Source organism: Photobacterium lucens (assembly GCF_009873615.1).
Lineage (GTDB): Bacteria > Pseudomonadota > Gammaproteobacteria > Enterobacterales > Vibrionaceae > Photobacterium > Photobacterium lucens.
Window position 1 is genome coordinate 1 of sequence record NZ_SSMG01000466.1, and the last position, 21,554, is coordinate 21,554.

General features: G+C 42.4%; 19 protein-coding genes. 5 read left to right on the forward strand and 14 right to left on the reverse strand.

Annotated elements, in window-relative coordinates:
• The first annotated feature begins 161 nt into the window (after positions 1-161).
• Together cadB and cadA are read left to right on the forward strand one after the other, a co-directional pair.
• A complete protein-coding gene (gene cadB / locus E5A76_RS19020; RefSeq protein WP_107164841.1) occupies positions 162-1,493 on the forward strand; it encodes a cadaverine/lysine antiporter in 1,332 nt (443 codons plus the stop codon).
• Between the two features lie 99 nt (positions 1,494-1,592).
• Positions 1,593-3,725, forward strand: coding sequence for a lysine decarboxylase (gene cadA / locus E5A76_RS19025; RefSeq protein WP_161119880.1), 2,133 nt, complete (start codon positions 1,593-1,595; stop codon positions 3,723-3,725).
• 181 nt (positions 3,726-3,906) lie between these two features.
• Here the strand turns inward: cadA and pgpA are convergent, their stop codons facing one another.
• From pgpA to glyA, 9 genes are all read right to left on the reverse strand, one after another.
• Positions 3,907-4,395, reverse strand: coding sequence for a phosphatidylglycerophosphatase A (gene pgpA / locus E5A76_RS19030; RefSeq protein WP_008986354.1), 489 nt, complete (start codon positions 4,393-4,395; stop codon positions 3,907-3,909).
• A gap of 10 nt (positions 4,396-4,405) precedes the next feature.
• Positions 4,406-5,389, reverse strand: coding sequence for a thiamine-phosphate kinase (gene thiL / locus E5A76_RS19035; protein ID WP_161119886.1), 984 nt, complete (start codon positions 5,387-5,389; stop codon positions 4,406-4,408).
• A 128-nt stretch (positions 5,390-5,517) separates the two neighbouring features.
• Positions 5,518-5,988 (reverse strand): transcription antitermination factor NusB, encoded by a 471-nt coding sequence (gene nusB / locus E5A76_RS19040; protein WP_005370080.1) that lies wholly within the window; start codon positions 5,986-5,988, stop codon positions 5,518-5,520.
• Positions 5,989-5,990: 2 nt separating this feature from the next.
• Positions 5,991-6,461, reverse strand: a complete 471-nt coding sequence (gene ribH / locus E5A76_RS19045) for a 6,7-dimethyl-8-ribityllumazine synthase (protein ID WP_008986352.1) — start codon at positions 6,459-6,461, stop codon at positions 5,991-5,993.
• A gap of 229 nt (positions 6,462-6,690) precedes the next feature.
• Positions 6,691-7,794 carry a bifunctional 3,4-dihydroxy-2-butanone-4-phosphate synthase/GTP cyclohydrolase II gene (gene ribBA, locus E5A76_RS19050; protein ID WP_107164838.1) on the reverse strand — a complete coding sequence of 368 codons (1,104 nt, stop codon included), beginning with the start codon at positions 7,792-7,794 and terminating at the stop codon, positions 6,691-6,693.
• Between the two features lie 54 nt (positions 7,795-7,848).
• The gene (locus tag E5A76_RS19055; RefSeq protein ID WP_053988609.1) at positions 7,849-8,505 is read right to left on the reverse strand and encodes a riboflavin synthase; all 657 of its coding nucleotides are present in this window, start codon (positions 8,503-8,505) and stop codon (positions 7,849-7,851) included.
• Between the two features lie 29 nt (positions 8,506-8,534).
• Entirely contained in the window at positions 8,535-9,659 is a 1,125-nt protein-coding gene (ribD, locus tag E5A76_RS19060) for a bifunctional diaminohydroxyphosphoribosylaminopyrimidine deaminase/5-amino-6-(5-phosphoribosylamino)uracil reductase RibD (protein WP_161119881.1), read from the reverse strand.
• 11 nt (positions 9,660-9,670) lie between these two features.
• Positions 9,671-10,120, reverse strand: a complete 450-nt coding sequence (nrdR, locus tag E5A76_RS19065; RefSeq protein WP_008986348.1) for a transcriptional regulator NrdR — start codon at positions 10,118-10,120, stop codon at positions 9,671-9,673.
• Positions 10,121-10,334: 214 nt separating this feature from the next.
• Positions 10,335-11,585 (reverse strand): serine hydroxymethyltransferase, encoded by a 1,251-nt coding sequence (gene glyA / locus E5A76_RS19070; RefSeq protein ID WP_053988611.1) that lies wholly within the window; start codon positions 11,583-11,585, stop codon positions 10,335-10,337.
• Positions 11,586-11,975: 390 nt separating this feature from the next.
• Between glyA and E5A76_RS19075 the strand changes: the two genes are divergently transcribed.
• Complete coding sequence (locus tag E5A76_RS19075; protein ID WP_161119882.1) at positions 11,976-12,590, forward strand: YitT family protein; 615 nt, start codon at positions 11,976-11,978, stop codon at positions 12,588-12,590.
• 73 nt (positions 12,591-12,663) lie between these two features.
• Here E5A76_RS19075 and glnB read toward each other — a convergent pair whose 3' ends face one another.
• The 3 genes from glnB to purL all read right to left on the reverse strand — a co-directional run bounded on the left by glnB (position 12,664) and on the right by purL (position 17,603).
• A complete protein-coding gene (gene glnB, locus E5A76_RS19080; RefSeq protein WP_008986345.1) occupies positions 12,664-13,002 on the reverse strand; it encodes a nitrogen regulatory protein P-II in 339 nt (112 codons plus the stop codon).
• 100 nt (positions 13,003-13,102) lie between these two features.
• The gene (locus E5A76_RS19085; protein WP_053988613.1) at positions 13,103-13,507 is read right to left on the reverse strand and encodes a hypothetical protein; all 405 of its coding nucleotides are present in this window, start codon (positions 13,505-13,507) and stop codon (positions 13,103-13,105) included.
• Between the two features lie 178 nt (positions 13,508-13,685).
• Positions 13,686-17,603, reverse strand: a complete 3,918-nt coding sequence (purL, locus tag E5A76_RS19090; protein ID WP_161119883.1) for a phosphoribosylformylglycinamidine synthase — start codon at positions 17,601-17,603, stop codon at positions 13,686-13,688.
• Between the two features lie 447 nt (positions 17,604-18,050).
• Between purL and mltF the strand changes: the two genes are divergently transcribed.
• Entirely contained in the window at positions 18,051-19,544 is a 1,494-nt protein-coding gene (gene mltF / locus E5A76_RS19095) for a membrane-bound lytic murein transglycosylase MltF (protein ID WP_237459293.1), read from the forward strand.
• A 56-nt stretch (positions 19,545-19,600) separates the two neighbouring features.
• Here mltF and tadA read toward each other — a convergent pair whose 3' ends face one another.
• Together tadA and E5A76_RS19105 are read right to left on the reverse strand one after the other, a co-directional pair.
• Positions 19,601-20,128: a tRNA adenosine(34) deaminase TadA gene (gene tadA / locus E5A76_RS19100; protein ID WP_107164833.1), complete on the reverse strand. Its 528-nt coding sequence runs from the start codon at positions 20,126-20,128 to the stop codon at positions 19,601-19,603.
• 33 nt (positions 20,129-20,161) lie between these two features.
• Positions 20,162-21,052, reverse strand: a complete 891-nt coding sequence (locus E5A76_RS19105; protein ID WP_161119884.1) for a LysR substrate-binding domain-containing protein — start codon at positions 21,050-21,052, stop codon at positions 20,162-20,164.
• Positions 21,053-21,249: 197 nt separating this feature from the next.
• Between E5A76_RS19105 and E5A76_RS19110 the strand changes: the two genes are divergently transcribed.
• Positions 21,250-21,554: alcohol dehydrogenase catalytic domain-containing protein (locus E5A76_RS19110; RefSeq protein ID WP_161119885.1), on the forward strand; the 305-nt coding region annotated here is incomplete at its 3' end.

Sequence of the window (21,554 nt, forward strand, 5' to 3'; positions counted from 1 at the left end):
TTCAATTCTTGAGTAGAAAATGATTAAAAACTTAAAAAAAACTCCTGTAATTTAAAAATCAATTCCTCTTACTCAGATTAAGAAGAAGTGTTTTTGTTCATATCTTGAAATAAAACATATTTGAGAGTCCTCAAATATCACGACATATTGGAGATTGTTACATGTCGTCTGATACATCTAAAAAAATAGGTTTAATAGCCTGCACTGGTGTTGTTGCTGGTAACATGATGGGGAGTGGTATTGCACTACTTCCTTCAACACTAGCAAAAGTAGGTTCCATTTCTATCTTTAGCTGGATTATCTGCTTAATTGGTGCTCTATCATTAGCATTTGTTTATGCACGTCTTGCAACCAGCAATCCTCAAGAAGGTGGCCCTATTGCTTATGCTGGCGAGGTATCTCCTGCATTTGGCTTCCAAACAGGTGTTCTTTACTACCACGCAAACTGGATTGGTAATCTTGCCATTGCGATTACAGGGGTATCTTACCTTTCAGTTTTCTTCCCCATTTTAAATAATACGATCCCTGCAGCAATTGCTACGATTGCATCAGTTTGGATTTTTACTGTAATCAACTTACTTGGTGGTTCTTGGGTAAGCCGCTTATGTACATTAGGCCTTGTTCTAATCCTTATTCCAATTATTGGTACAGCTATCATTGGCTGGGGTCATTTCGACTCTGCAATGTATATGCAAAACTGGAACACATCTCATGGCTCTAATTCACACGCAATTGTAAGTGCCGTACTGATTACTCTTTGGTCATTCGTGGGTGTTGAATCAGCGGCAGTATCATCGGGTATGGTAAAAAATCCGAAGAAAACAGTTCCACTTGCAACACTGTTAGGTACTGTTATTGCGGGTGTTATTTACATCCTTTCAACTCAAGTTATCGCTGGTATGTTCCCAGCTTCTGAAGTTGCGGCATCAGGCGCACCATTTGCACTTGCAACAACAGCAATCTTTGGTAAGTGGAGTGCTCCATTTGTTGCAGCCTTTACTGCTTTAGCATGCTTTACATCATTAGGTTCATGGATGATGTTAGTTGGTGAGGCGGGTAAACGTGCAGCTAATGACGGTAACTTCCCTGCGGTATTTGGCGAAACCGATAAAAATGGTGTGGCGAAGAAAGGTCTTGTTTTAGCTTCAGTTATGATGACTATCTTAATGATTGCTATTACGGTGTTCAGTTCAAGTGACAGCCACGCTTCTAACTTATTCGATATCTTAACATCAGATGCTGTATTGCTAACGATGCTGCCTTACTTCTACTCTGCGGTGAACTTAATCCGTTACGAAGGTATGACAACCCGTAATGTCTTTGTGATGTTGTTCTCTGGGGTAGCTTGTATCTTCTGCTTCATCGCACTGATTGGTGCCGACCCATCAGCATTAGCAGCAACCTTCGTGGTCTCTCTAGCCATCTTTATTTTCTATGCTCGCAAGCTTGGCTTCCGTCAGCACTTACAACTAGAGCAACAGAACAAAGCGTAATCTCGCTCTACCACTCACTTTTTAAATTAATTTAAGGCGCATCAATACATCACCCATATGGGCATGATGCGCCCTCTCTCACTTTGGAGAAATTCAAAAATGAATACTATTGCAATATTAAATAACTTAGGCGTTTTCTTTAAAAAATACCCAGTACAAGAATTAGAACAATCACTGACGGCTTTAGGTTACAAGACTGTCTACCCTGTTGATGAAAAAGATTTACTGAAGTTACTGGAAATGAACCCACGTATCAGTGGCGTTATCTTCGATTGGGATACCTATTCTCTAGATCTGTGCCAGCAAATTAATAAAGTGAATGAGAAGTTACCGCTATTCGCTTTTGCCAATGAGCACTCTACTCTTGATATTAACCTTGCCGATCTTCGTTTAAATATCTATTTCTTCGAATACAGCCTAGGTAGCGCAAAAGATATTGCACACAAGATTGATCAAGCGAATCAAGATTACAAAGACAGTATTCTCCCACCGCTAACAAAAGCATTATTTAACTATGTTGATGAGGCAAAATATACTTTTTGTACTCCAGGCCATATGTCAGGTACTGCATTTAACAAGAGCCCTGTGGGGAGTATTTTCTATGATTTCTATGGTGCAAATACATTCAAAGCAGACATTTCGATTTCGATGCCAGAACTTGGTTCACTATTAGATCATTCAGGCCCTCATAAAGAAGCTGAACAATACATTGCGCGTACATTCAATGCTGATCGTTCATACATTGTTACCAACGGTACTTCTACCGCGAACAAGATTGTGGGTATGTTCTCAGCACCAGCAGGCAGCACAGTACTTGTTGACCGTAACTGTCATAAATCATTAACTCATATGATGATGATGACCGATGTGGTTCCGATTTACTTCCGCCCAACACGTAATGCTTACGGTATTTTAGGTGGTATTCCTAAAAGTGAATTTAGCCGTGAAGTGATTGCTGAAAAAGTAGCAAATACGCCAGGTGCAACAAAGCCAGGTTATGCAGTAGTAACTAACTCTACTTACGATGGTTTGTTCTACAATACCCAATTTATCAAAGAGTCGCTGGATACTAAGTTTATCCACTTTGATAGTGCTTGGGTGCCTTACACTAACTTTAACCCTATTTACGAAGGTAAGTGCGGTATGAGTGGTGAAGCTATCCCGGGGAAAGTGTTTTATGAAACTCAATCAACACACAAACTATTGGCCGCATTCTCACAAGCTTCAATGATCCATGTTAAAGGTCAACTTGAAGAAGAATCTTTCAACGAAGCATTCATGATGCACACCTCAACATCACCACAATACGGTATTGTGGCGTCTGCTGAAATTTCTGCTGCAATGATGCATGGCAACGCTGGTCGTCGTTTAATTCAAGATTCAATCGATCGCGCGATTCGTTTCCGTAAAGAGATCAAAAAGCTACGTTCGGAATGTGATGGTTGGTTCTTTGATGTATGGCAACCAGAGAACATTGAAACAACAGAATGTTGGAACCTAAAACCCAATGAAAAATGGCATGGTTTCAAGAACATCGATGAGGATCATATGTTCCTTGATCCAATCAAAATCACGTTGTTGACACCAGGAATGAACGAAGAAGGCGAACTATCTGAAACAGGTATTCCGGCTTCTATTGTGGCTAAGTTCCTTGACCAACACGGTATCGTTGTTGAAAAAACAGGTCCATACAGCCTATTATTCTTGTTCTCAATTGGTATTGATAAACCAAAAGCAATGCAGCTTCTTCGTGCATTAACTGAGTTTAAACGTGGCTACGATCGTAACATGACTATCAAGTCATTCTTACCATCTCTATACCAAGAAGATCCTCAGTTCTACGCCAATATGCGTGTTCAAGATCTAGCACAAGGTATTCACGATCTCACTGTGAAATTCCAATTGCCAGAACTGATGTACAAAGCATTTGATGTATTACCAGAAATGAAGATGACACCGCATGACGCATGGCAACAGGAGTTACGAGGTAAAGTGCGCGAAATTCCACTATCCGAAATGGTAAATGAAATCAGTGCCAATATGATCCTACCTTATCCTCCAGGTGTACCTGTTGTACTTCCGGGTGAAATGGTAACGGAACAATCTCGTCCAGTGCTAGATTTCCTTGAAATGCTATGTGAAATTGGTAATCACTTCCCAGGCTTTGAAACAGATATCCACGGTGTTTACAACATTGATGGCGTGTACAAAGTGAAAGTGATCAAACAATAAGATCATAAGTTAAAAAGCAATAAAGGCATGTTCATTTAGAACATGCCTTTTTTATTTTTATCTACAATCAACTATTTGAGAACAATAATAGATAGCAAAAGAATTAAGCTATATCCATTTACAGAATAAAAACAACTAAAAAACTATTCTTCGAAAAACTTAATACTCAAGAAGTCAGTTATTAAAAACCAAGCCAATAGCCTACGACCCATAAAGCAATCATTGCCATGAAACCTGCAAGAATGTCATCGACCATGATCCCAAAGCCGCCTTTGACATGCTTATCTAACCAACTGATAGGCCAAGGTTTTACCATGTCGAAGAAACGGAATAGGATAAAACCAGTTAATACCCATTGCCAACTTACTGTAGGAGCTATTGCCATAGTGATCCAAAAGCCAACAAACTCATCCCATACGATACTGCCGTGATCGTGTACCTTCATGTCACCAGAAGTAATGGTACAAATTTTCACGCCAATTAATGCAGCAACAAGCACAGCGACTAAGTACCAACCAAAAGGCAATTGGGCTAACAACAGGTAGAACGGGATTGCAGCTAATGTCCCCATTGTACCCGGCACATATTTCGCTAAACCGCTACCAAACCCTGTCGCTAATAAGTGCCACGGGTTACTCATTTTTAATAAATCTTTAGGATTGGTTGACACGTTCTATACCTTATTTACTTTCGCTCTCGAAATGATCCCAACCGGATAATTGCCAATTAACTGGCTCACCATTATTAAGCAGTACAATGCCTTTATTCTCGGTTAATTGACCAATTCGAGAGATCTGAATACCTTGTTTCGCCATTAATGCTTCAACGTCATCACACTGCTCTACTGGCACAGTAAAGCACAATTGATACTCTTCACCACTGCTCAGCGCCATCTGTTGTGCTTGCTCAGGTGTTTCACAAAACGCAGCAAGCTCAGCAGATATTGGTAGTGCTTCTGTATAAATTGCAGCACCAACATTAGAGCGTTTTAAAATATGACCAAGATCAGCGATAAGACCATCTGAAATATCTAATGCTGCCGATGCTTTACCGCGCAGTAATGTGCCCGCTTCAACTTGCGGCACAGTCATAAAATGACGCGTCATTAATGCTTGTGACAATACTGTATTATCACACTGTTTATCTTTTAATAATAACGCTAAACCTGCAGCACTATCACCTAATTGACCGGTAACATATATTGCATCTGTTGGTCTTGCACCACTACGAGTTAATGCTTGCCCCACAGGTACAAAACCTTGCACGGTTAATGTAATACTGAGTGGCCCTTTAGTGGTATCACCGCCAATTAACTGCACATTATATTGCTCTGCTAATTGGAAAAAGCCGTCACAAAACGCACTGAGCCATTGTTCATCAAACGATGGTAAGGTTAGCGCCAAAGACACCCAAGCAGGGGTTGCGCCCATAGCAGCTAAATCACTTAAATTTGAAGCTAAGGCTTTATGTGCCACCAGCTTAGGATCGGCATCTTCAAGAAAATGCGTGCCCGCCACCAGCGAATCGGTACTGATCGCTAACTGATATCCATCGGGCACACGCAGTAACGCACAATCATCACCAATCGCAAGGTCAACATCCGGACGGTTGATCTTCTGATGCTCGAAATAGCGCCCAATTAAATCAAATTCACCTGTTGCCATTATCGCTTTACTCATCCATTCCCACTCACTTTTAAGGTGAGTTTGTTGTCACGATAAAATAAACAAAAGTAGATAAAAAAAAAGCCAGCAATGCTGACTTCTTTTATCTACTCTCGTACTTCAGAAAATTACTTTTCTTTACGAAGTGTTGGTGCAGCTTTATCAAGTACACCATTTACGAACTTGTGGCTATCTTCAGCACCGAATAGCTTAGCTAGTTCGATTGCTTCGTTGATAACAACTTTAAATGGTACGTCTTCACGTTTAACCATTTCGTACATTGCAAGACGAAGTAGTGCTAGTTCCATTTGGTCTAGATCCTGTAGAGGACGAGACAAGTATGGACGCATCTTGCTATCAAGTTCTTGGTGGCTTAGTACTACGCCTGTGAACAGATCACGGAAGTAGCTAACATCAGTATGTGGTGCAGCTAGTACTGGCGCATCAGCTTGATGTTCTTCTTCTTCAAACTTGTCGCCAGAAAGAAAATGTTGTTCGATATCAGCAACATTACCTTTAGTAAGTTGCCAAGAGTAAATAGCTTGTACAGCAAACTGACGTGCATTACGACGTGCGGCTGGTTTCACAGTAACCCCCATTATTAGGATTCGATTTGGGACAGGACATTAACCATTTCGAGCGCGCTTAGTGCAGCCTCTGCCCCTTTATTACCAGCCTTGGTACCGGCACGCTCAATGGCTTGTTCAATAGAATCTACAGTCAGCACACCAAATGCAACTGGAGTATTATACTCAAGTGCAACTTGTGCTAGACCTTTATTACACTCACCGGCAACATAATCGAAGTGTGGTGTACCACCACGAATAACTGAGCCTAGAGCAACGATAGCATCGTAACGATCGCTTTTAGCGATCTGTTGAGCAACTAGTGGTAGCTCGTAAGCGCCAGGACAACGAACAACAGTGATGTTGTCTTCGCTAACTTGTCCTTGACGTTTCAGCGCATCTAGTGCACCTGAAAGTAAGCTTTCGTTAATAAAGCTGTTGAAGCGTGCAATTACGATAGCAACTTTTGCGTTTGGTGCCGCGATGGCGCCTTCAATTACCTTCATGGGCCTTCCTGTGACTATGTCTTTCCGGTTTGAGAAACCGCGGGAGTCTACCACACTTTGCAATATCTCTGCTACGGACAACCGTCGGTTTCAACATATTTGTTAATATTTATTGCTTATCTGTCCTTGATACGACCAATAAACAGTACTTAAAAGCGATAATTACCCAGAATAAGACAAGGTAATTACCGCCGAGAATGGTTTATTTTATCACTTGCTTTCGGTGAGTTTAATCACAAATGTACTCAACAACTTCTAAACCGAAGCCTGAGAGCGAATGATAACGTTGAGTGCTTGATGATAATAAGCGCATTTTGCTCACGCCCAAATCAGACAGAATTTGAGAGCCGACCCCCACTTGGCGAGAAGGATCTTTCTTCGTCACTTTCACCTTAGGTTGACCGGCTTCTTCAGCGGCAATATTTTTCACTTTGTGAATGATCGACTCAGTTGATTCTTGCTTACTTAGCACCACCAACACACCGTTTTCTTCACTGATACGTTTCATCGCAGCAGGCAGCGTCCACTGGGTTGCACCTGATTGCAGAATATCTTTAAAAGTGTCTTGTAGGTGAACACGTACTAGCGTTTCATCACCTTCTTTAATATCACCTTTACGCAGTGCGTAGTGTACTTCGTTATCAATCTTGTCGCGGTAAGTGATCATCTCAAACTCACCGAACTCGGTTGGTAAACGGCACTCAGCCACACGCTCAATCGTAGTTTCATGGTTATTACGGTATTCAATCAGATCAGCAATGGTACCTAATTTCAAACCATGCTTTTCCGCAAATACTTCAAGCTGAGGACGACGCGCCATAGTGCCGTCTTCATTTAGGATCTCAACAATCACACTTGATGGCTCAAGGCCTGCTAAACGTGCCACATCACAACCCGCTTCAGTGTGACCTGCACGAGTTAATACGCCACCTTCTTGTGCCATTAGAGGAAAGATATGACCTGGCATTACAATGTCAGCCGCTGTTGCGTTAGGTGCAACCGCAGCTTGTACTGTACGAGAACGATCCGCTGCAGAAATACCCGTTGTTACCCCTTCAGCCGCTTCGATAGAAATGGTGAAAGGCGTACCAAACTGCTCTGTGTTGTCTTGAACCATTAAAGGTAGATTCAATTTTTGGCAACGCGCTTTACTTAATGTTAAGCAAATCAAACCACGACCATGAGTTGCCATAAAGTTAATGGCTTCAGGCGTGATTTTCTCAGATGCAATAATAAGATCGCCTTCATTTTCACGATCTTCATCATCCATCAGAATAACCATTTTGCCCTGACGAATATCATCAATAATTTCTTTTGCGCTGCTTAAAGCCATAACACTACCCTTAAATACTTATGTACCTTAGCTAATTAGCTAACAATCTCTTATTTAGCCAAGAAAACCGCTTCTTGCTAATAAATCCATGGTGACTTGTGATTTTTTATCAGCAGCCTTATCACCTAACATTAAACGCTCTAGGTAACGGGCAATTACATCAACCTCAAGGTTAATTTTACGACCTGGTTTAAATGCATCCATCGTCGTTTCTAATGCAGTATGCGGAACAATAGTTAGTTTGAATTCATCACCATTGATCTCATTCACCGTTAGGCTAATACCATCTACCGCAACCGAGCCTTTTTCTGAAATGTATTTCGCAAGATGTGCAGGCGCTTTTACCCAAAACTCAATCGCACGACCGATTTGGTGACGCTCAATAATTTCTGCCACAGCATCAACGTGACCTGACACCATGTGACCGCCAAAACGTGTTGTTGGCAACATGGCTTTTTCTAAATTCACCACTTGCCCTGCTTGGTAAGTCGCAAATGCAGTACGTTTTAATGTTTCTAATGACAGATCAGCAACATAACCTTTGCCTGTTAGTGCTACAACCGTTAAGCACACACCATTAGTTGCGATACTATCACCTAGCTTTACATCTGCTAGATCAAGCTTGCCAGAATCTACCGTCACAGAGATATCAGCACCTTTTGGTGTTAATGCTGTGATAGTTCCAGTCGCTTCAATAATCCCGGTGAACATGGTAAATCCTTGAATTTTTGTTCTATAAATTAACTACGTTTAATGGTTGCAGTAATTTTCAAATCACAATCAACCATACGTACATCAGTAATATTAAGATAGATAACCTGATCCATCGCCGTGAGTGTTGGTAAATTCATTAAACTCCGGCTATCAGCGCCCATGAGTTTAGGCGCTTGATACAAAATAAGACTATCTACAAGTTGTGCATCAAGTAAGCCGCCGGCAAGTCCTGCACCTGCTTCAACCCAAATATGGTTAATACCAGCTTCAGCTAGCTGTCGCATCAGTTCGGTCAAATCAATCTGCTGACTATCTTGACGGGTAGGTACAACCCATTGTGATACTGATTCTGGCCAGTCTTCATCACCTTTTTCGGTACGAGCTAAAATCGTTTTCCCCGGAAGATGAAACAATTGATATGCCGGAGTTAAACGATTTTGACTGTCGATGATCACCCGAGTCGGCTGACGAACATCTTCTTGAGCGTACTGTGCTTGTACCTGCTCACCCAACTCAGACCAACGCACATTAAGCGATGGATCATCAGCAATCACTGTCGCACTAGTCGATAAAATCGCGCCAGCTTGTGCTCGGTGACGCTGTACATCAGCACGAGCACAAGGGCCTGTGATCCATTTGCTTTCACCATTGGCTAGCGCGGTTTTACCATCAAGGCTCGATGCCAATTTCAGCTCAACAAAGGGCATCTTCTTGGTCATTGATTTAATAAAGCCCATATTTAACGCTTGAGCTTCTTCGTTCAGTAGCCCTACTTGAACATCAATGCCTGCCTTTTGCAGCATCTCCACACCGCGACCTGCAACCATAGGATTAGGATCAACCATGGCACAAATCACTTTACTGATCCCTGATTTAATCAAGGCTTCAGCACAAGGTGGTGTTCGTCCGTAGTGAGAGCAAGGCTCAAGCGTCACGTAAGCCGTTGCCCCTTTTGCCAATTCACCCGCTTGTTTTAAAGCAAACACTTCAGCATGGGGTTCACCAGCACGGTAGTGAAATCCTTCACCGACAATTTCTTCGCCACGAGCAATCACACAGCCAACATTGGGATTAGGAGCTGTAGTAAAACGACCACGTTTTGCTAGGTGGATGGCATGCAGCATCAAGCGTGTATCAAGACTGGTAAACATCACAATGACACTTAACGCTCAAGTTTGGCGATCTCTTCACCAAACTCTCGAATATCTTCAAAACTGCGATAAACCGAAGCAAAACGGATATAAGCGACCTTATCGAGCTCTTTTAATGCTTCCATCACTAAATTACCGATCATCTCAGAAGGCACTTCGCGCTCTCCTGTCGCACGCAAACACGATTTAATATTGTTGATTGCACGCTCAATATCATCAGTACTAACTGGACGCTTTTCTAATGCGCGTTGAATACCACCGCGAAGTTTTTCTTCATTAAAAGGATCGCGATTACCGTTAGTTTTTACCACGCGAGGCATCACTAATTCGGCAGTTTCAAACGTAGTATAACGTTCATTACAAGCTAAACATTGGCGGCGTCGGCGCACTTGGTGGCCATCTGCAACCAATCGAGAATCGATTACTTTGGTGTCATTCGCACCGCAAAAAGGACAATGCATTTAGCCTCCTACATTCAATCGGTTCAGTGTAACCTATTTCAAACCGTTAACGAGAATATTCGCCCTTTTTTTCTACGAATTCTGCTTAAAAAGCAATTAATAGTTGGTTTATTGTGCGTAACTTAAAATCTGCAAATATTAAAAAAGGCTTACTCTAAGAGTAAGCCTTTATCGCCATAACACAGAGATTATGCCATTAGATTCTCAATTTGTATTACGCGTAAACAGGTAGACGCTTACAAATATCAAGAACTTTTGCTTTTGTTTCAGCAATAACAGTTTCATTATCGATGTTATCTAATACATCACACATCCAACCCGCTAGCTGACGTGCATCTTCTGCAGTAAAGCCACGGCGAGTGATTGATGGTGTACCTACACGGATACCCGAGGTTACGAATGGGCTACGTGGATCATTTGGTACACTGTTTTTGTTAACAGTGATGTTAGCGGCACCTAGTGCAGCATCTGCCTCTTTACCTGTAATGTCTTTGTCGATCAAATCAACAAGGAATAGGTGGTTTTCTGTGCTACCAGATACGATCTTGTAACCACGCTCGATAAACTCACCAACCATTACTTTCGCGTTTTCAACAACACGAGCTTGGTATTCTTTAAACTCTGGCTCCATTGCTTCTTTAAATGCTACCGCTTTTGCAGCAATAACGTGCATTAGAGGACCGCCTTGACCACCAGGGAATACAGCAGAGTTCAGTTTCTTGTAAAGATCTTCACCTTCGTTAGAAAGGATCAAACCACCACGAGGACCTGCTAGTGTTTTGTGTGTTGTTGTTGTCACAACGTGTGCATGCGGTACTGGGTTCGGGTAAACACCTGCAGCAATAAGACCAGCTACGTGTGCCATATCAACAAAGAAGTACGCGCCTACTTTGTCTGCGATTTCACGCATGCGTTTCCAGTCAACAACTTGAGAGTAAGCAGAAAAACCACCGATGATCATCTTTGGCTTGTGCTCAAGCGCCAGCGCTTCTACTTCTGCGTAATCGATTTGACCGTTCTCATCGATACCGTAAGGAATGATATTGTATAGCTTACCTGAGAAGTTTACTGGTGAACCGTGCGTTAAGTGACCACCGTGCGCAAGGCTCATACCTAATACAGTATCGCCAGCATTTAACAGTGCCATGTAAACTGCGTTGTTTGCTTGTGAGCCAGAGTGTGGCTGAACGTTCGCGTATTCTGCACCAAACAGTTGGCAAGCACGATCAATAGCAAGCTGCTCTGCTTTATCAACAAACTCACAACCGCCGTAGTAACGCTTACCTGGGTAACCTTCAGCATACTTGTTTGTTAGCTGAGAACCCTGAGCTTCCATCACGCGCGGGCTAGTGTAGTTTTCAGAAGCGATTAACTCGATGTGTTCTTCCTGACGAGCTGTCTCTTCTTGAATCGCCGCAAATAGTTCCGCATCATAATCAGCAATATTCATATCGCGCTTTAGCATGTGTATCTCCTGATTCAGCTAATTTAAATACCATTTTGAGCAAAAACTGAAAAATCGCAATGCTAGGCGCCACGCGGACGCAAACGTTTTCGTCTTGCTTGTTAATTATCGCTATCTTACCGAAATTGATCTAAATCAGGTAGCCCTAATTGATTTTTTTCTTCATGAATATGTCAGTTTATTTTCATTCCGCCATGAATTTCTTTCATGCCAAAAAACCTGAACAAATCGATTTTTAATTTATCAATAAGGCAAGCTTTTTTAAAACAAAGTCATTTACAAAAATGTAAACAATAGATTACAACCCATAGTTATGTATTTCAGTTGGCTACTTTTATAAATTCTTATTAACTTTTACTATTGCGCCATTATTTACAAGGAGTATCCGGATTGAGTAGTAGTAAACACCCTCTGCACGAAAATCTCATTGCGATTTTAACAGGGACATTCATTGTCGCGCAGGGCATCTTTTTCCTTCAGCAAAGTCAGCTTTTAACGGGAGGCACTACCGGCCTTGCGTTATTACTTGCCCATTTTGTCGATATCTCTTTTGGTAAGCTGTACTTTTTGATGAACTGTCCGTTTTACCTCATGGCATGGTTTAGAATGGGACGAAGCTTTGCTATCACCAGCATTCTCTCTGGTGCGCTTGTCTCACTGATGGTTGATAACATGCATTATGTGCTCACAATCAGCTGGCTAAATCCGGTTTATTGCGCTGTCATTGGTGGCTTATTGATGGGATTAGGTATGCTGATCTTATTTCGTCATCACACCAGTTTGGGCGGCTTCAATGTACTGGTACTGTTTATTCAGGACAAATTTGGGATTTCAGCAGGTAAAATCCAAATGTCGATTGATATTAGTATCTTAGTGGCGTCTTTCTTCTTTGTCAGTCCAACTATTTTACTGTTATCTATTCTCGGTGCTGTAATGCTAAACCTTGTGCTTGCGATGAATTACAAGCCAGGTCGTTATAACCCTGTTATGCCTGATGTGAACTAACAAGGTTGGTCATACATAAATAAAAAGAGGCCTTACAATTGTAAGGCCTCTTTTTTAAATCTCATTAACGGTATTAAATCGCGTCTTCGTCTTCTTCACCAGTACGAATACGTACTACTCGCTCAATATCAAACATAAAGATCTTACCATCACCGATCTTACCTGTTTGCGCGGTTTCTACGATTGTATCAATACATTGCTCTGCTACTTCATCACACACAACAATCTCAATTTTTACTTTAGGTAGAAAATCAACCATGTATTCAGCACCGCGATACAACTCGGTATGCCCTTTCTGACGTCCAAATCCTTTGACTTCAGAAACGGTCATGCCAGTAATACCCACTTCCGCTAGTGCCTCGCGCACGTCATCAAGCTTAAATGGCTTAATAATGGCTTCAATCTTTTTCATCATCATCATCCTTTACATAGCAGAAGTAATGTAATTACTTTCAACCAACTGATTTAATTGCACTCATTATTACAGATCCCATAACTAAATTTAAGTCTATTTAAACTTCGTATATCAGGTTTCTATCCATTCGTCGTAATAATAAAAAAACAGAATAAATCAGCACTAAGCTATTTATCGCTAAGATAGTATGTCCACGATATGTAATCGGCACTAAATCAGGAAGATAAGGAATAAAACTAAGTTTTAAAAACATCGTTGTCGCTGGAATATAAAAATACAATGGGAAAAAACCCCATTTCGCTTCCTTGAATAATCCAATGCAAGCAAGGAGACCAGAAATGAAAACAAGACAAAGAATAATGTCGGGTACGATAGCGATCGGTGAGTCACTAAAGAAATGTTCAAATAAATTTGCCTGACGAAAAAGACTTAATGCAACAAGCAACGCCAGTATTTTCGATGCAATACGTAAACGCATTGGTGTGGGTATATCCTGCCCCATTAATCATTCCTTTTGGGAAATAGTATTTCCATTACATCCTATTTTCGCAATTATAACCCTCCCTTTTCATTTTTTAATGTGATTATTATCAACAATGGAAACAAACATCGAATAATCACTCAAATAGAACAAAAAACCGCCCTTTCGGGCGGTATCATTATTTTAAGCAAATGTATCTTTAGCCAATATTAACACGTGCGTTTCTAAACATACGCATCCATGGGCTATTTTCACTCCAGTCATCTGGATGCCATGAGTTTGCAACGGTTCTAAATACACGCTCAGGGTGCGGCATCATAATCGTTACACGACCATCAGTGGTGGTTACACCAGTAATACCGTTTGGTGAACCATTCGGGTTCGCTGGGTATTGCTCTGTTAGTTTGCCGTAGTTATCGATGTAACGAAGTGCGACTGTATCTGCTTGCTCAAGTGCCGCTAGGTGCTCAGCATTACGTACTTCAACACGACCTTCACCGTGAGATACCGCAATTGGCATGTGAGAGCCAACCATTTCATTAAAGAATAATGATGGGCTTTGTTGTACTTCCACTAAGCTAAAGCGCGCTTCAAAACGCTCTGATTCATTGCGTACGAAACGCGGCCATAAATCTGCACCTGGAATTAAGTCGCGTAGGTTAGACATCATCTGACAACCGTTACACACACCTAACGCTAAGGTATCGTTACGATTAAAGAAAGCTTCAAACTGATCACGTGCCATGTTGTTAAACAGGATTGATTTCGCCCAACCTTCACCTGCACCTAATACGTCACCGTATGAGAAACCACCACATGCAACTAAACCGTTGAAACCATCAAGTTTCACGTTACCCGCTAGAATGTCACTCATGTGAACATCTTTCGCATCAAAGCCGGCACGGTCAAATGCTGCCGCCATTTCAACGTGAGAGTTAACCCCTTGCTCACGTAAAATCGCCATTTGTGGTTTCGCGCCAAGGTTAATAGCAGGAGCAATAAATGGAGCCGCGACATCTTCATTAATATCAAATGTTAGCTTCACATTTAGACCTGGATCTTGGGTATCTTTCTTCGCTTCAAACTCTTGTAATGCACCCGCTGGGTTATCACGCATCGCTTGCATTTGGTAAGTAGTTTCAGCCCATACAGCACGAAGTTCGGTACGGTTTTGCTCTAGTACTAAATCGTTACCATTCCAGATACGAACCACATCTTCTTCAACTACAGTACCAATTACATGACTACATGCTTCAAGACCATTCGCAGCCAATACCGATTGAACCAAATCAAGATCATCAGTACGAACTTGAATAACAGCACCTAACTCTTCATTAAATAGGCTTGCTAGCACATCATCAATGGCATCTTCACCGCTTGTATTGATATCAACTTCAACACCCGTGTGACCTGCAAATGCCATTTCAGCTAGTGTTACATAAAGACCACCATCACCACGATCGTGGTACGCCAGTAGTTTTTCATCACGTACCAGAGATTGCATTGCGTAGAAGAAGCCTTTTAGTAATTCAGGGCTATCAACGTCAGCTGGCTTATCACCAAGTTGTTTGTAAACTTGCGCCAGTGCCGTTGCACCTAGACGGTTTTTACCACACCCTAAATCAACTAATAACAGGCTTGTATCACCTTTATCTGTGCGCAGCTGAGGTGTCACAGTTTTACGAACATCTTCAACACGACCAAATGCAGTGATGATCAGCGACAATGGGGACGTCACTTCTTTCTCTTCACCGTCTTGTTGCCATTTGGTCTTCATTGACATTGAGTCTTTACCAACTGGAATTGTCAAACCAAGCGCAGGACATAGCTCTTCACCAACAGCTTTCACCGCTTCATATAAACCGGCATCTTCACCTGGGTGACCTGCTGGTGACATCCAGTTAGCAGATAGGTTAATACGCTTCATATCACCAATATCACTACAGGCAATATTCGTTACCGCCTCGCCTACCGCTAGACGAGCCGAAGCGCCAAAATCAAGCAGTGCTACAGGTGTACGCTCACCCATTGCCATTGCTTCACCGTGGTAGCTGTCATAACTTGCTGCTGTAACCGCACAGTTAGCAACAGGTACCTGCCAAGGGCCGACCATCTGATCACGTGCAACTAAACCTGTTACCGTGCGATCGCCAATAGTAATAAGGAAGGTTTTCTCAGCAACAGCTGGCAAGCGTAGGATACGTTGGGTTGCTTCAGCTAGATCAATGCCACTACGATCAATAGCCTGACCTTCAACTTTTTGTGATTTCACATCACGGTGCATCTTCGGCGCTTTACCCAATAAGATATCCATAGGCATATCAATTGGCGTATTGTCGAAATGACTATCTTCTAGGGTTAAGTGACGCTCTTCTGTTGCTTCACCTACAACCGCATACGGTGCACGCTCACGCTTACAAATTGCGTCAAACGCAGCCATGTTCTCAGCGGCTACCGCTAATACATAACGCTCTTGAGACTCGTTACACCAAATCTCTAGTGGGCTCATACCTGGTTCATCGTTCGGCACATCACGTAATTGGAATTTACCGCCACGCTCACCATCATCAACAAGCTCAGGTAATGCGTTTGAAATACCGCCCGCACCTACATCGTGAATAAAGGCGATTGGGTTGGCGTCACCCATTTGCCAACAACGGTCGATCACTTCCTGACAGCGACGCTCCATTTCTGGGTTTTCACGCTGTACAGAAGCAAAATCTAAATCTTCTGCCGATTGACCCGATGCCATTGATGATGCAGCACCACCACCAAGACCGATATTCATTGCAGGACCACCCAACACGATTAGCTTCGCGCCAACTGGAATTTCTTTTTTCTGTACGTGTTCCGCACGAATATTACCCATACCACCAGCGATCATGATCGGCTTATGGTAACCACGGATCTCTTCACCTGCATGAGAAGTCACTTTTTCTTCGTAAGTACGGAAGTAGCCTAATAGGTTTGGACGACCAAACTCATTATTAAATGCCGCGCCACCAAGTGGACCTTCAAGCATGATATCAAGTGCAGTTACAATACGCTCAGGCTTACCAAAATCGGTTTCCCAAGGCTGCTCAAAGCCCGGTACTTTTAGGTTAGATACCGTAAAACCAACTAAACCTGCTTTTGGTTTACCGCCAATACCCGTTGCGCCTTCATCACGGATCTCACCACCAGAGCCTGTTGATGCGCCCGGCCATGGCGAAATGGCAGTTGGGTGGTTGTGAGTTTCCACCTTCATTAAGATATGGGTATCTTCATGGTGGTAGTTGTATTGACGAGAGTCAGGATCTGGGAAGAAACGCCCTACTTTAGAGCCTTCCATTACTGCTGCATTGTCTTTGTATGCTGACAATACGTAGTCATGGTTTTTCTCGTAGGTGTTTTTGATCATCTTGAACAATGATTTTTCTTGCGCAACACCGTCAATTGTCCAATCTGCATTAAAGATTTTATGACGACAGTGCTCAGAGTTCGCTTGGGCAAACATCATTAATTCAATGTCATTTGGATTACGGCCAAGCTTAGTGAAGTTTTCTACTAAGTAGTCAATTTCATCTTCTGCTAATGCTAAACCAAGAGTGATATTGGCATCTTCAAGGGCTTTACGGCCACCAGCAAGAATATCAACACTTTTCACAGGCGCTGGCTCTGCTTGCTTAAATAAAGCAACAGCCGATTCAAATTGATCCACGACCACTTCCATCATTCGGTCATGAATTAAGGCTTTAACTTGCTCTAATTGTGCGGCAGAAAGTGCACTGCTTGATTGGATGTAATATGCCGTACCACGCTCAAGACGTTTAATGCTTTGTAAGCCACAGTTACGTGCAATATCAGTCGATTTTGAAGACCAAGGAGAAATAGTTCCTGGACGAGGTGTAACCAGTAACAACGTACCGCATGGCTCATGCTCTGCAATCGTTGGACCGTAAGTAAGAAGACTCGCTAGTTTGCTATGCTCATCAGCAGTAAGGGCAGCAGATACATCAGCAAAGTGCATAAACTCAGCATAAATACCTGACACAGGCAGATCGAATTCACGACAACGCTCTAGTAGCTTATTAACGCGAAACTCAGACAGAGCGGGTGAACCACGCAAAATTTCCATGTGCAAACGTCTCTCGATTAGCAGTTAAAGAAAAGTGATATTGGCCTAATCCCCAACAAATGTTGGCTGAATTACGTCAATGTCACCTCTTACTCATCCCTGTTTTTAACTCATTCACCGAGTTAAAGCTTTAGCACCTGCGCAGTATAAGGGATTTTTTTTTGTGACGTAACACCTGACGCAACCGTTTGCGTGTTTTTTTTTCAATCATCAGCAAATTATCAGTAATTTTGACATTAACATGATTTTTTGAGCAAAAAGTAACCGATAAATCAATTGATGTTCGTTTTTTTGTATCAATCCATGAATTATCACACTCAAGTTTCCGGTTCGGCTTTTCCGGTTTCTTCCTCTTTGATATAAATGGCAGCTCATTTTTAGAATAGGTCTGTGTTGTTGATATATCTCCACTCTCTTACCAAGATGTACCGTTTAGTTATATCGCTGATGTTTACTCTGCTGTTAAGTGGTTGCCAGTGGCAAGATAAACCACAAGATGCTTTAGAGCGCATTCGCGAAAGCGGTGTATTACGTGTAGGGACATTAAACAATCAACTGTCCTATTATATTGGTGCAGATGGCCCAACCGGGCTTGATTACGAGCTAGCACAGCGTTTTGCCAAAGAATTAGGTGTAAAACTGGAAATGCAAACCATGTTTACCCTATCAGGCTTATTCCCTGCACTTAAAAACGGTGATGTCGATATTGTGGCTGCGGGCTTAACCGTAACGCCTCAACGTCTTGATGGCTTCCACCCAGCGCCTGCTTATTATTACGCGAGCCAAGTGGTGGTGTATAAAAAAGGCAAACGTCGTCCCCGTGATCTAGAAGAGCTCGCTAACACTCACCGTTCTTTAGCGGTCGTCGCAAGCTCTAGTCATGAACGTCAATTGGAAGAGCTGAAAAAGAAATACCCCAATCTGACTTGGCAATCGATCAAAGAAACCGATATTGACGATCTACTCCGTAAAGTGGCCAATGGTGAGCTTGATTACACGGTTGCAGATTCTGTCGATGTTGCACTATTGCAACGTACTCACCCAGAAATTGCCATTGCACTTGAGCTTACAGAAGATGAACCAATTAGCTGGTTTGTTAAAGACAGCAACAACGATAGCCTGTATGCGTTATTGATCGAGTTTTTTGGTCATTTAAAGCAAACCGGTGAGTTAGCGCAATTAGAAGAAAAATACTTTGGTCATGTAGAGCAATTTGACTACGTTGATACCCGTGCCTTCTTACGCGCATTAGATGACAAACTACCTAAGTGGCAAGGGCTATTTAAGAAGTATGCCAATGAGTTTGACTGGCGTTTAATTGCAGCATTAGCGTATCAAGAATCTCACTGGAACCCACAAGCGGTATCTCCAACAGGGGTTCGCGGCATGATGATGCTCACTAATCCAACAGCGAAATCTGTTGGCGTAACTGATCGTTTAGATCCAGAGCAAAGTATCCGAGGTGGTACAGAGTATTTGCGTAAGATGATCGCTCGTGTTCCTGACAGTATCAATAGCCATGAGAAAGTGTGGTTTGCCCTTGCCTCTTATAATATTGGCTTTGGACATATGATGGATGCCCGTCGCTTAACTAAAGCGCAAAATGGCAACCCGGATACATGGGCTGATGTTAAACAGCGCTTACCATTATTACAGCAGCGTAAGTATTACACCCAAACCCGTTATGGTTATGCTCGTGGTACGGAAGCGGTGAACTATGTTGAAGGTATTCGTCGTTACTATCAAAGCATCATTGGTTTTGAACAAACCCATAGTAATGCCCATGATAGTGACGATGTAGAGATTGTAGATGGCTTACAAACCATCACCGCACCGATTACCCAACAATCTAAACCATCAGCAGCGGCACAGACATCAAAGCAAGTCTCAACAGCCAAATCTACAACCTCCGGTGCAGTTGAAACCACAACCTCAGAATAAAGACACAAAAAAGCTCAGATTGAATCTGAGCTTTTCTTTATCTAGATTAGAGCGGCTTACTCAATTGAGTCATTATTTTCAGCTTGCTGTTTAGCTAATTGCTTCGCCGCTTTTTTTTCTGCTCGACGACGTTTAAAAAACGCTTGCAGTTGTGCTCGACATTCATCAGCTAAGACGCCTGACACTAACCCAACATGATGATTCACACCTTCATAACTGAGTAAGTTCATAGTACTACCTGCAGCGCCTGTTTTTAGATCGTCTGCGCCATACACCACTTTCCCTACTCGGCTATGTACCATAGCACCTGCACACATAGGGCAAGGTTCTAAAGTGACATATACGGTAGTATCTAATAAGCGGTAGTTTTCTAGCACTTTACCCGCTTGGCGTAATGCCATGATCTCAGCATGGGCGGTTGCATCATGTTGTCCAATCGATCGGTTCCAGCCTTCACCGACAACCTGACCATTATGAACAACCACCGCCCCAACAGGCACTTCGCCTTCTTCTTCAGCTTTAGTGGCTAATTCCATTGCACGACGCATAAAGAATTCGTCATTGTGCTCTATTTGAATCGTCATTACTTATACTTTCGATTACGTTTACTGTTCAGCTTAGACGTCATAATGACTAATTTTAGGTAACTCTTCTGCTAAGAAGTCTACCAGCATACGTACCTTTGGTGATAAGTGACGGTTATGTGGATATAACGCCCAAATACCTTCTTCTGGCTCTTGGTAATTCGTCAAGATCGGCACAATCGCACCAGAGTCTAAGTCTTTATCAATATAATAGTCAGGTAATTGCGCAATACCGATCCCTTTGAGTACCGCATCACGTAAGCCATAACCACTATTACAGTTTAAATTACCCGTAACACGCACACTCTTTTCTTTACCTGATTCTTGAAAACGCCAATGGTCGAGGTTACCAATCAAACAATTATGATGGCGTAATTCAGATAGCGAATGCGGTACACCAAATTTGGCTAAGTACGCAGGCGAAGCACATACATACATAGTACGTGTGGTTAAGCGCTTAGCCATCATAGATGAACTGGTTAAACGACCAAGACGGATCGCCAAGTCAAAGCTACCTTCAACGAGATCGACCTGGCGGTTGGTTAAATCAATATTCACTTCAAGCTCTGGGTATTGCAGCATGAAGTCGTTCACCAACGGCATGATGTATTTTTCGCCGTACGTCACAGGTGCCGTTAACTTTATTAAGCCTTGAGGCGTACCACGTAAGTTACTCAGGGCACGCTCTGCTTCTTCTAAACCATCTAATACCTGACGACAATGTTGGTAATACACACTGCCTTCTTCCGTCAACGATACCTTTCTAGTCGTACGGTAGAACAGTTTTGTATTCAATCGATTTTCTAGCGCACTGACTTGTCGACTCACTTGCGCCGTTGAAATACCTAATCGTTTCGATGCTGCTGTAAAGCTTTCTGTCTCAGCTACCGCAACAAACTCAGTCACGCCTTCCCATTGGAACATCTTACTTACCTACATTTTGATACCAACAAACATTATTACCGCTAGGTAAAAGTTATTTGCAACTTAACCCAATTATCATTTATCCAGAAATAAATACAATAGTCTTCATCGAATCGAGAGAGAGAAATTTTCGATTCCACCAAATTAATCACTACGCAGATATAAAACGACGTAGCAAAAATTAGAAGAGAAAAATAATGACTGACAAATTTATTAAATCAAAAGCAGCTGTTGCATGGGGTCCAAACCAACCACTATCAATCGAAGAAGTTGATGTAATGCTTCCTCGTAAAGGTGAAGTGTTAGTTCGCATCATTGCTACTGGCGTATGTCACACTGACGCATTCACTCTATCAGGCGACGATCCAGAAGGTATCTTCCCTGCAATCCTTGGCCACGAAGGCGGCGGTATTGTTGAAATGGTAGGTGAAGGTGTAACTGGTCTAGAAGTTGGTGACCACGTTATCCCACTTTACACTGCAGAATGTGGTGAGTGTAAATA

Coding starts and splice junctions, on each gene's coding strand:
- cadB (WP_107164841.1), top strand. CDS start 162: ATGTCGTCTGATACATCTAAAAAAATAGGTTTAATAGCCTGCACTGGT.
- cadA (WP_161119880.1), top strand. CDS start 1,593: ATGAATACTATTGCAATATTAAATAACTTAGGCGTTTTCTTTAAAAAA.
- thiL (WP_161119886.1), bottom strand. CDS start 5,389: ATGGCAACAGGTGAATTTGATTTAATTGGGCGCTATTTCGAGCATCAG.
- nusB (WP_005370080.1), bottom strand. CDS start 5,988: ATGGGGGTTACTGTGAAACCAGCCGCACGTCGTAATGCACGTCAGTTT.
- ribH (WP_008986352.1), bottom strand. CDS start 6,461: ATGAAGGTAATTGAAGGCGCCATCGCGGCACCAAACGCAAAAGTTGCT.
- ribBA (WP_107164838.1), bottom strand. CDS start 7,794: ATGGCTTTAAGCAGCGCAAAAGAAATTATTGATGATATTCGTCAGGGC.
- E5A76_RS19055 (WP_053988609.1), bottom strand. CDS start 8,505: ATGTTCACCGGGATTATTGAAGCGACTGGAACTATCACAGCATTAACA.
- ribD (WP_161119881.1), bottom strand. CDS start 9,659: ATGTTTACCAGTCTTGATACACGCTTGATGCTGCATGCCATCCACCTA.
- nrdR (WP_008986348.1), bottom strand. CDS start 10,120: ATGCATTGTCCTTTTTGCGGTGCGAATGACACCAAAGTAATCGATTCT.
- glyA (WP_053988611.1), bottom strand. CDS start 11,585: ATGCTAAAGCGCGATATGAATATTGCTGATTATGATGCGGAACTATTT.
- glnB (WP_008986345.1), bottom strand. CDS start 13,002: ATGAAAAAGATTGAAGCCATTATTAAGCCATTTAAGCTTGATGACGTG.
- E5A76_RS19085 (WP_053988613.1), bottom strand. CDS start 13,507: ATGGGGCAGGATATACCCACACCAATGCGTTTACGTATTGCATCGAAA.
- purL (WP_161119883.1), bottom strand. CDS start 17,603: ATGGAAATTTTGCGTGGTTCACCCGCTCTGTCTGAGTTTCGCGTTAAT.
- mltF (WP_237459293.1), top strand. CDS start 18,051: ATGTTTACTCTGCTGTTAAGTGGTTGCCAGTGGCAAGATAAACCACAA.
- tadA (WP_107164833.1), bottom strand. CDS start 20,128: ATGACGATTCAAATAGAGCACAATGACGAATTCTTTATGCGTCGTGCA.
- E5A76_RS19105 (WP_161119884.1), bottom strand. CDS start 21,052: ATGTTCCAATGGGAAGGCGTGACTGAGTTTGTTGCGGTAGCTGAGACA.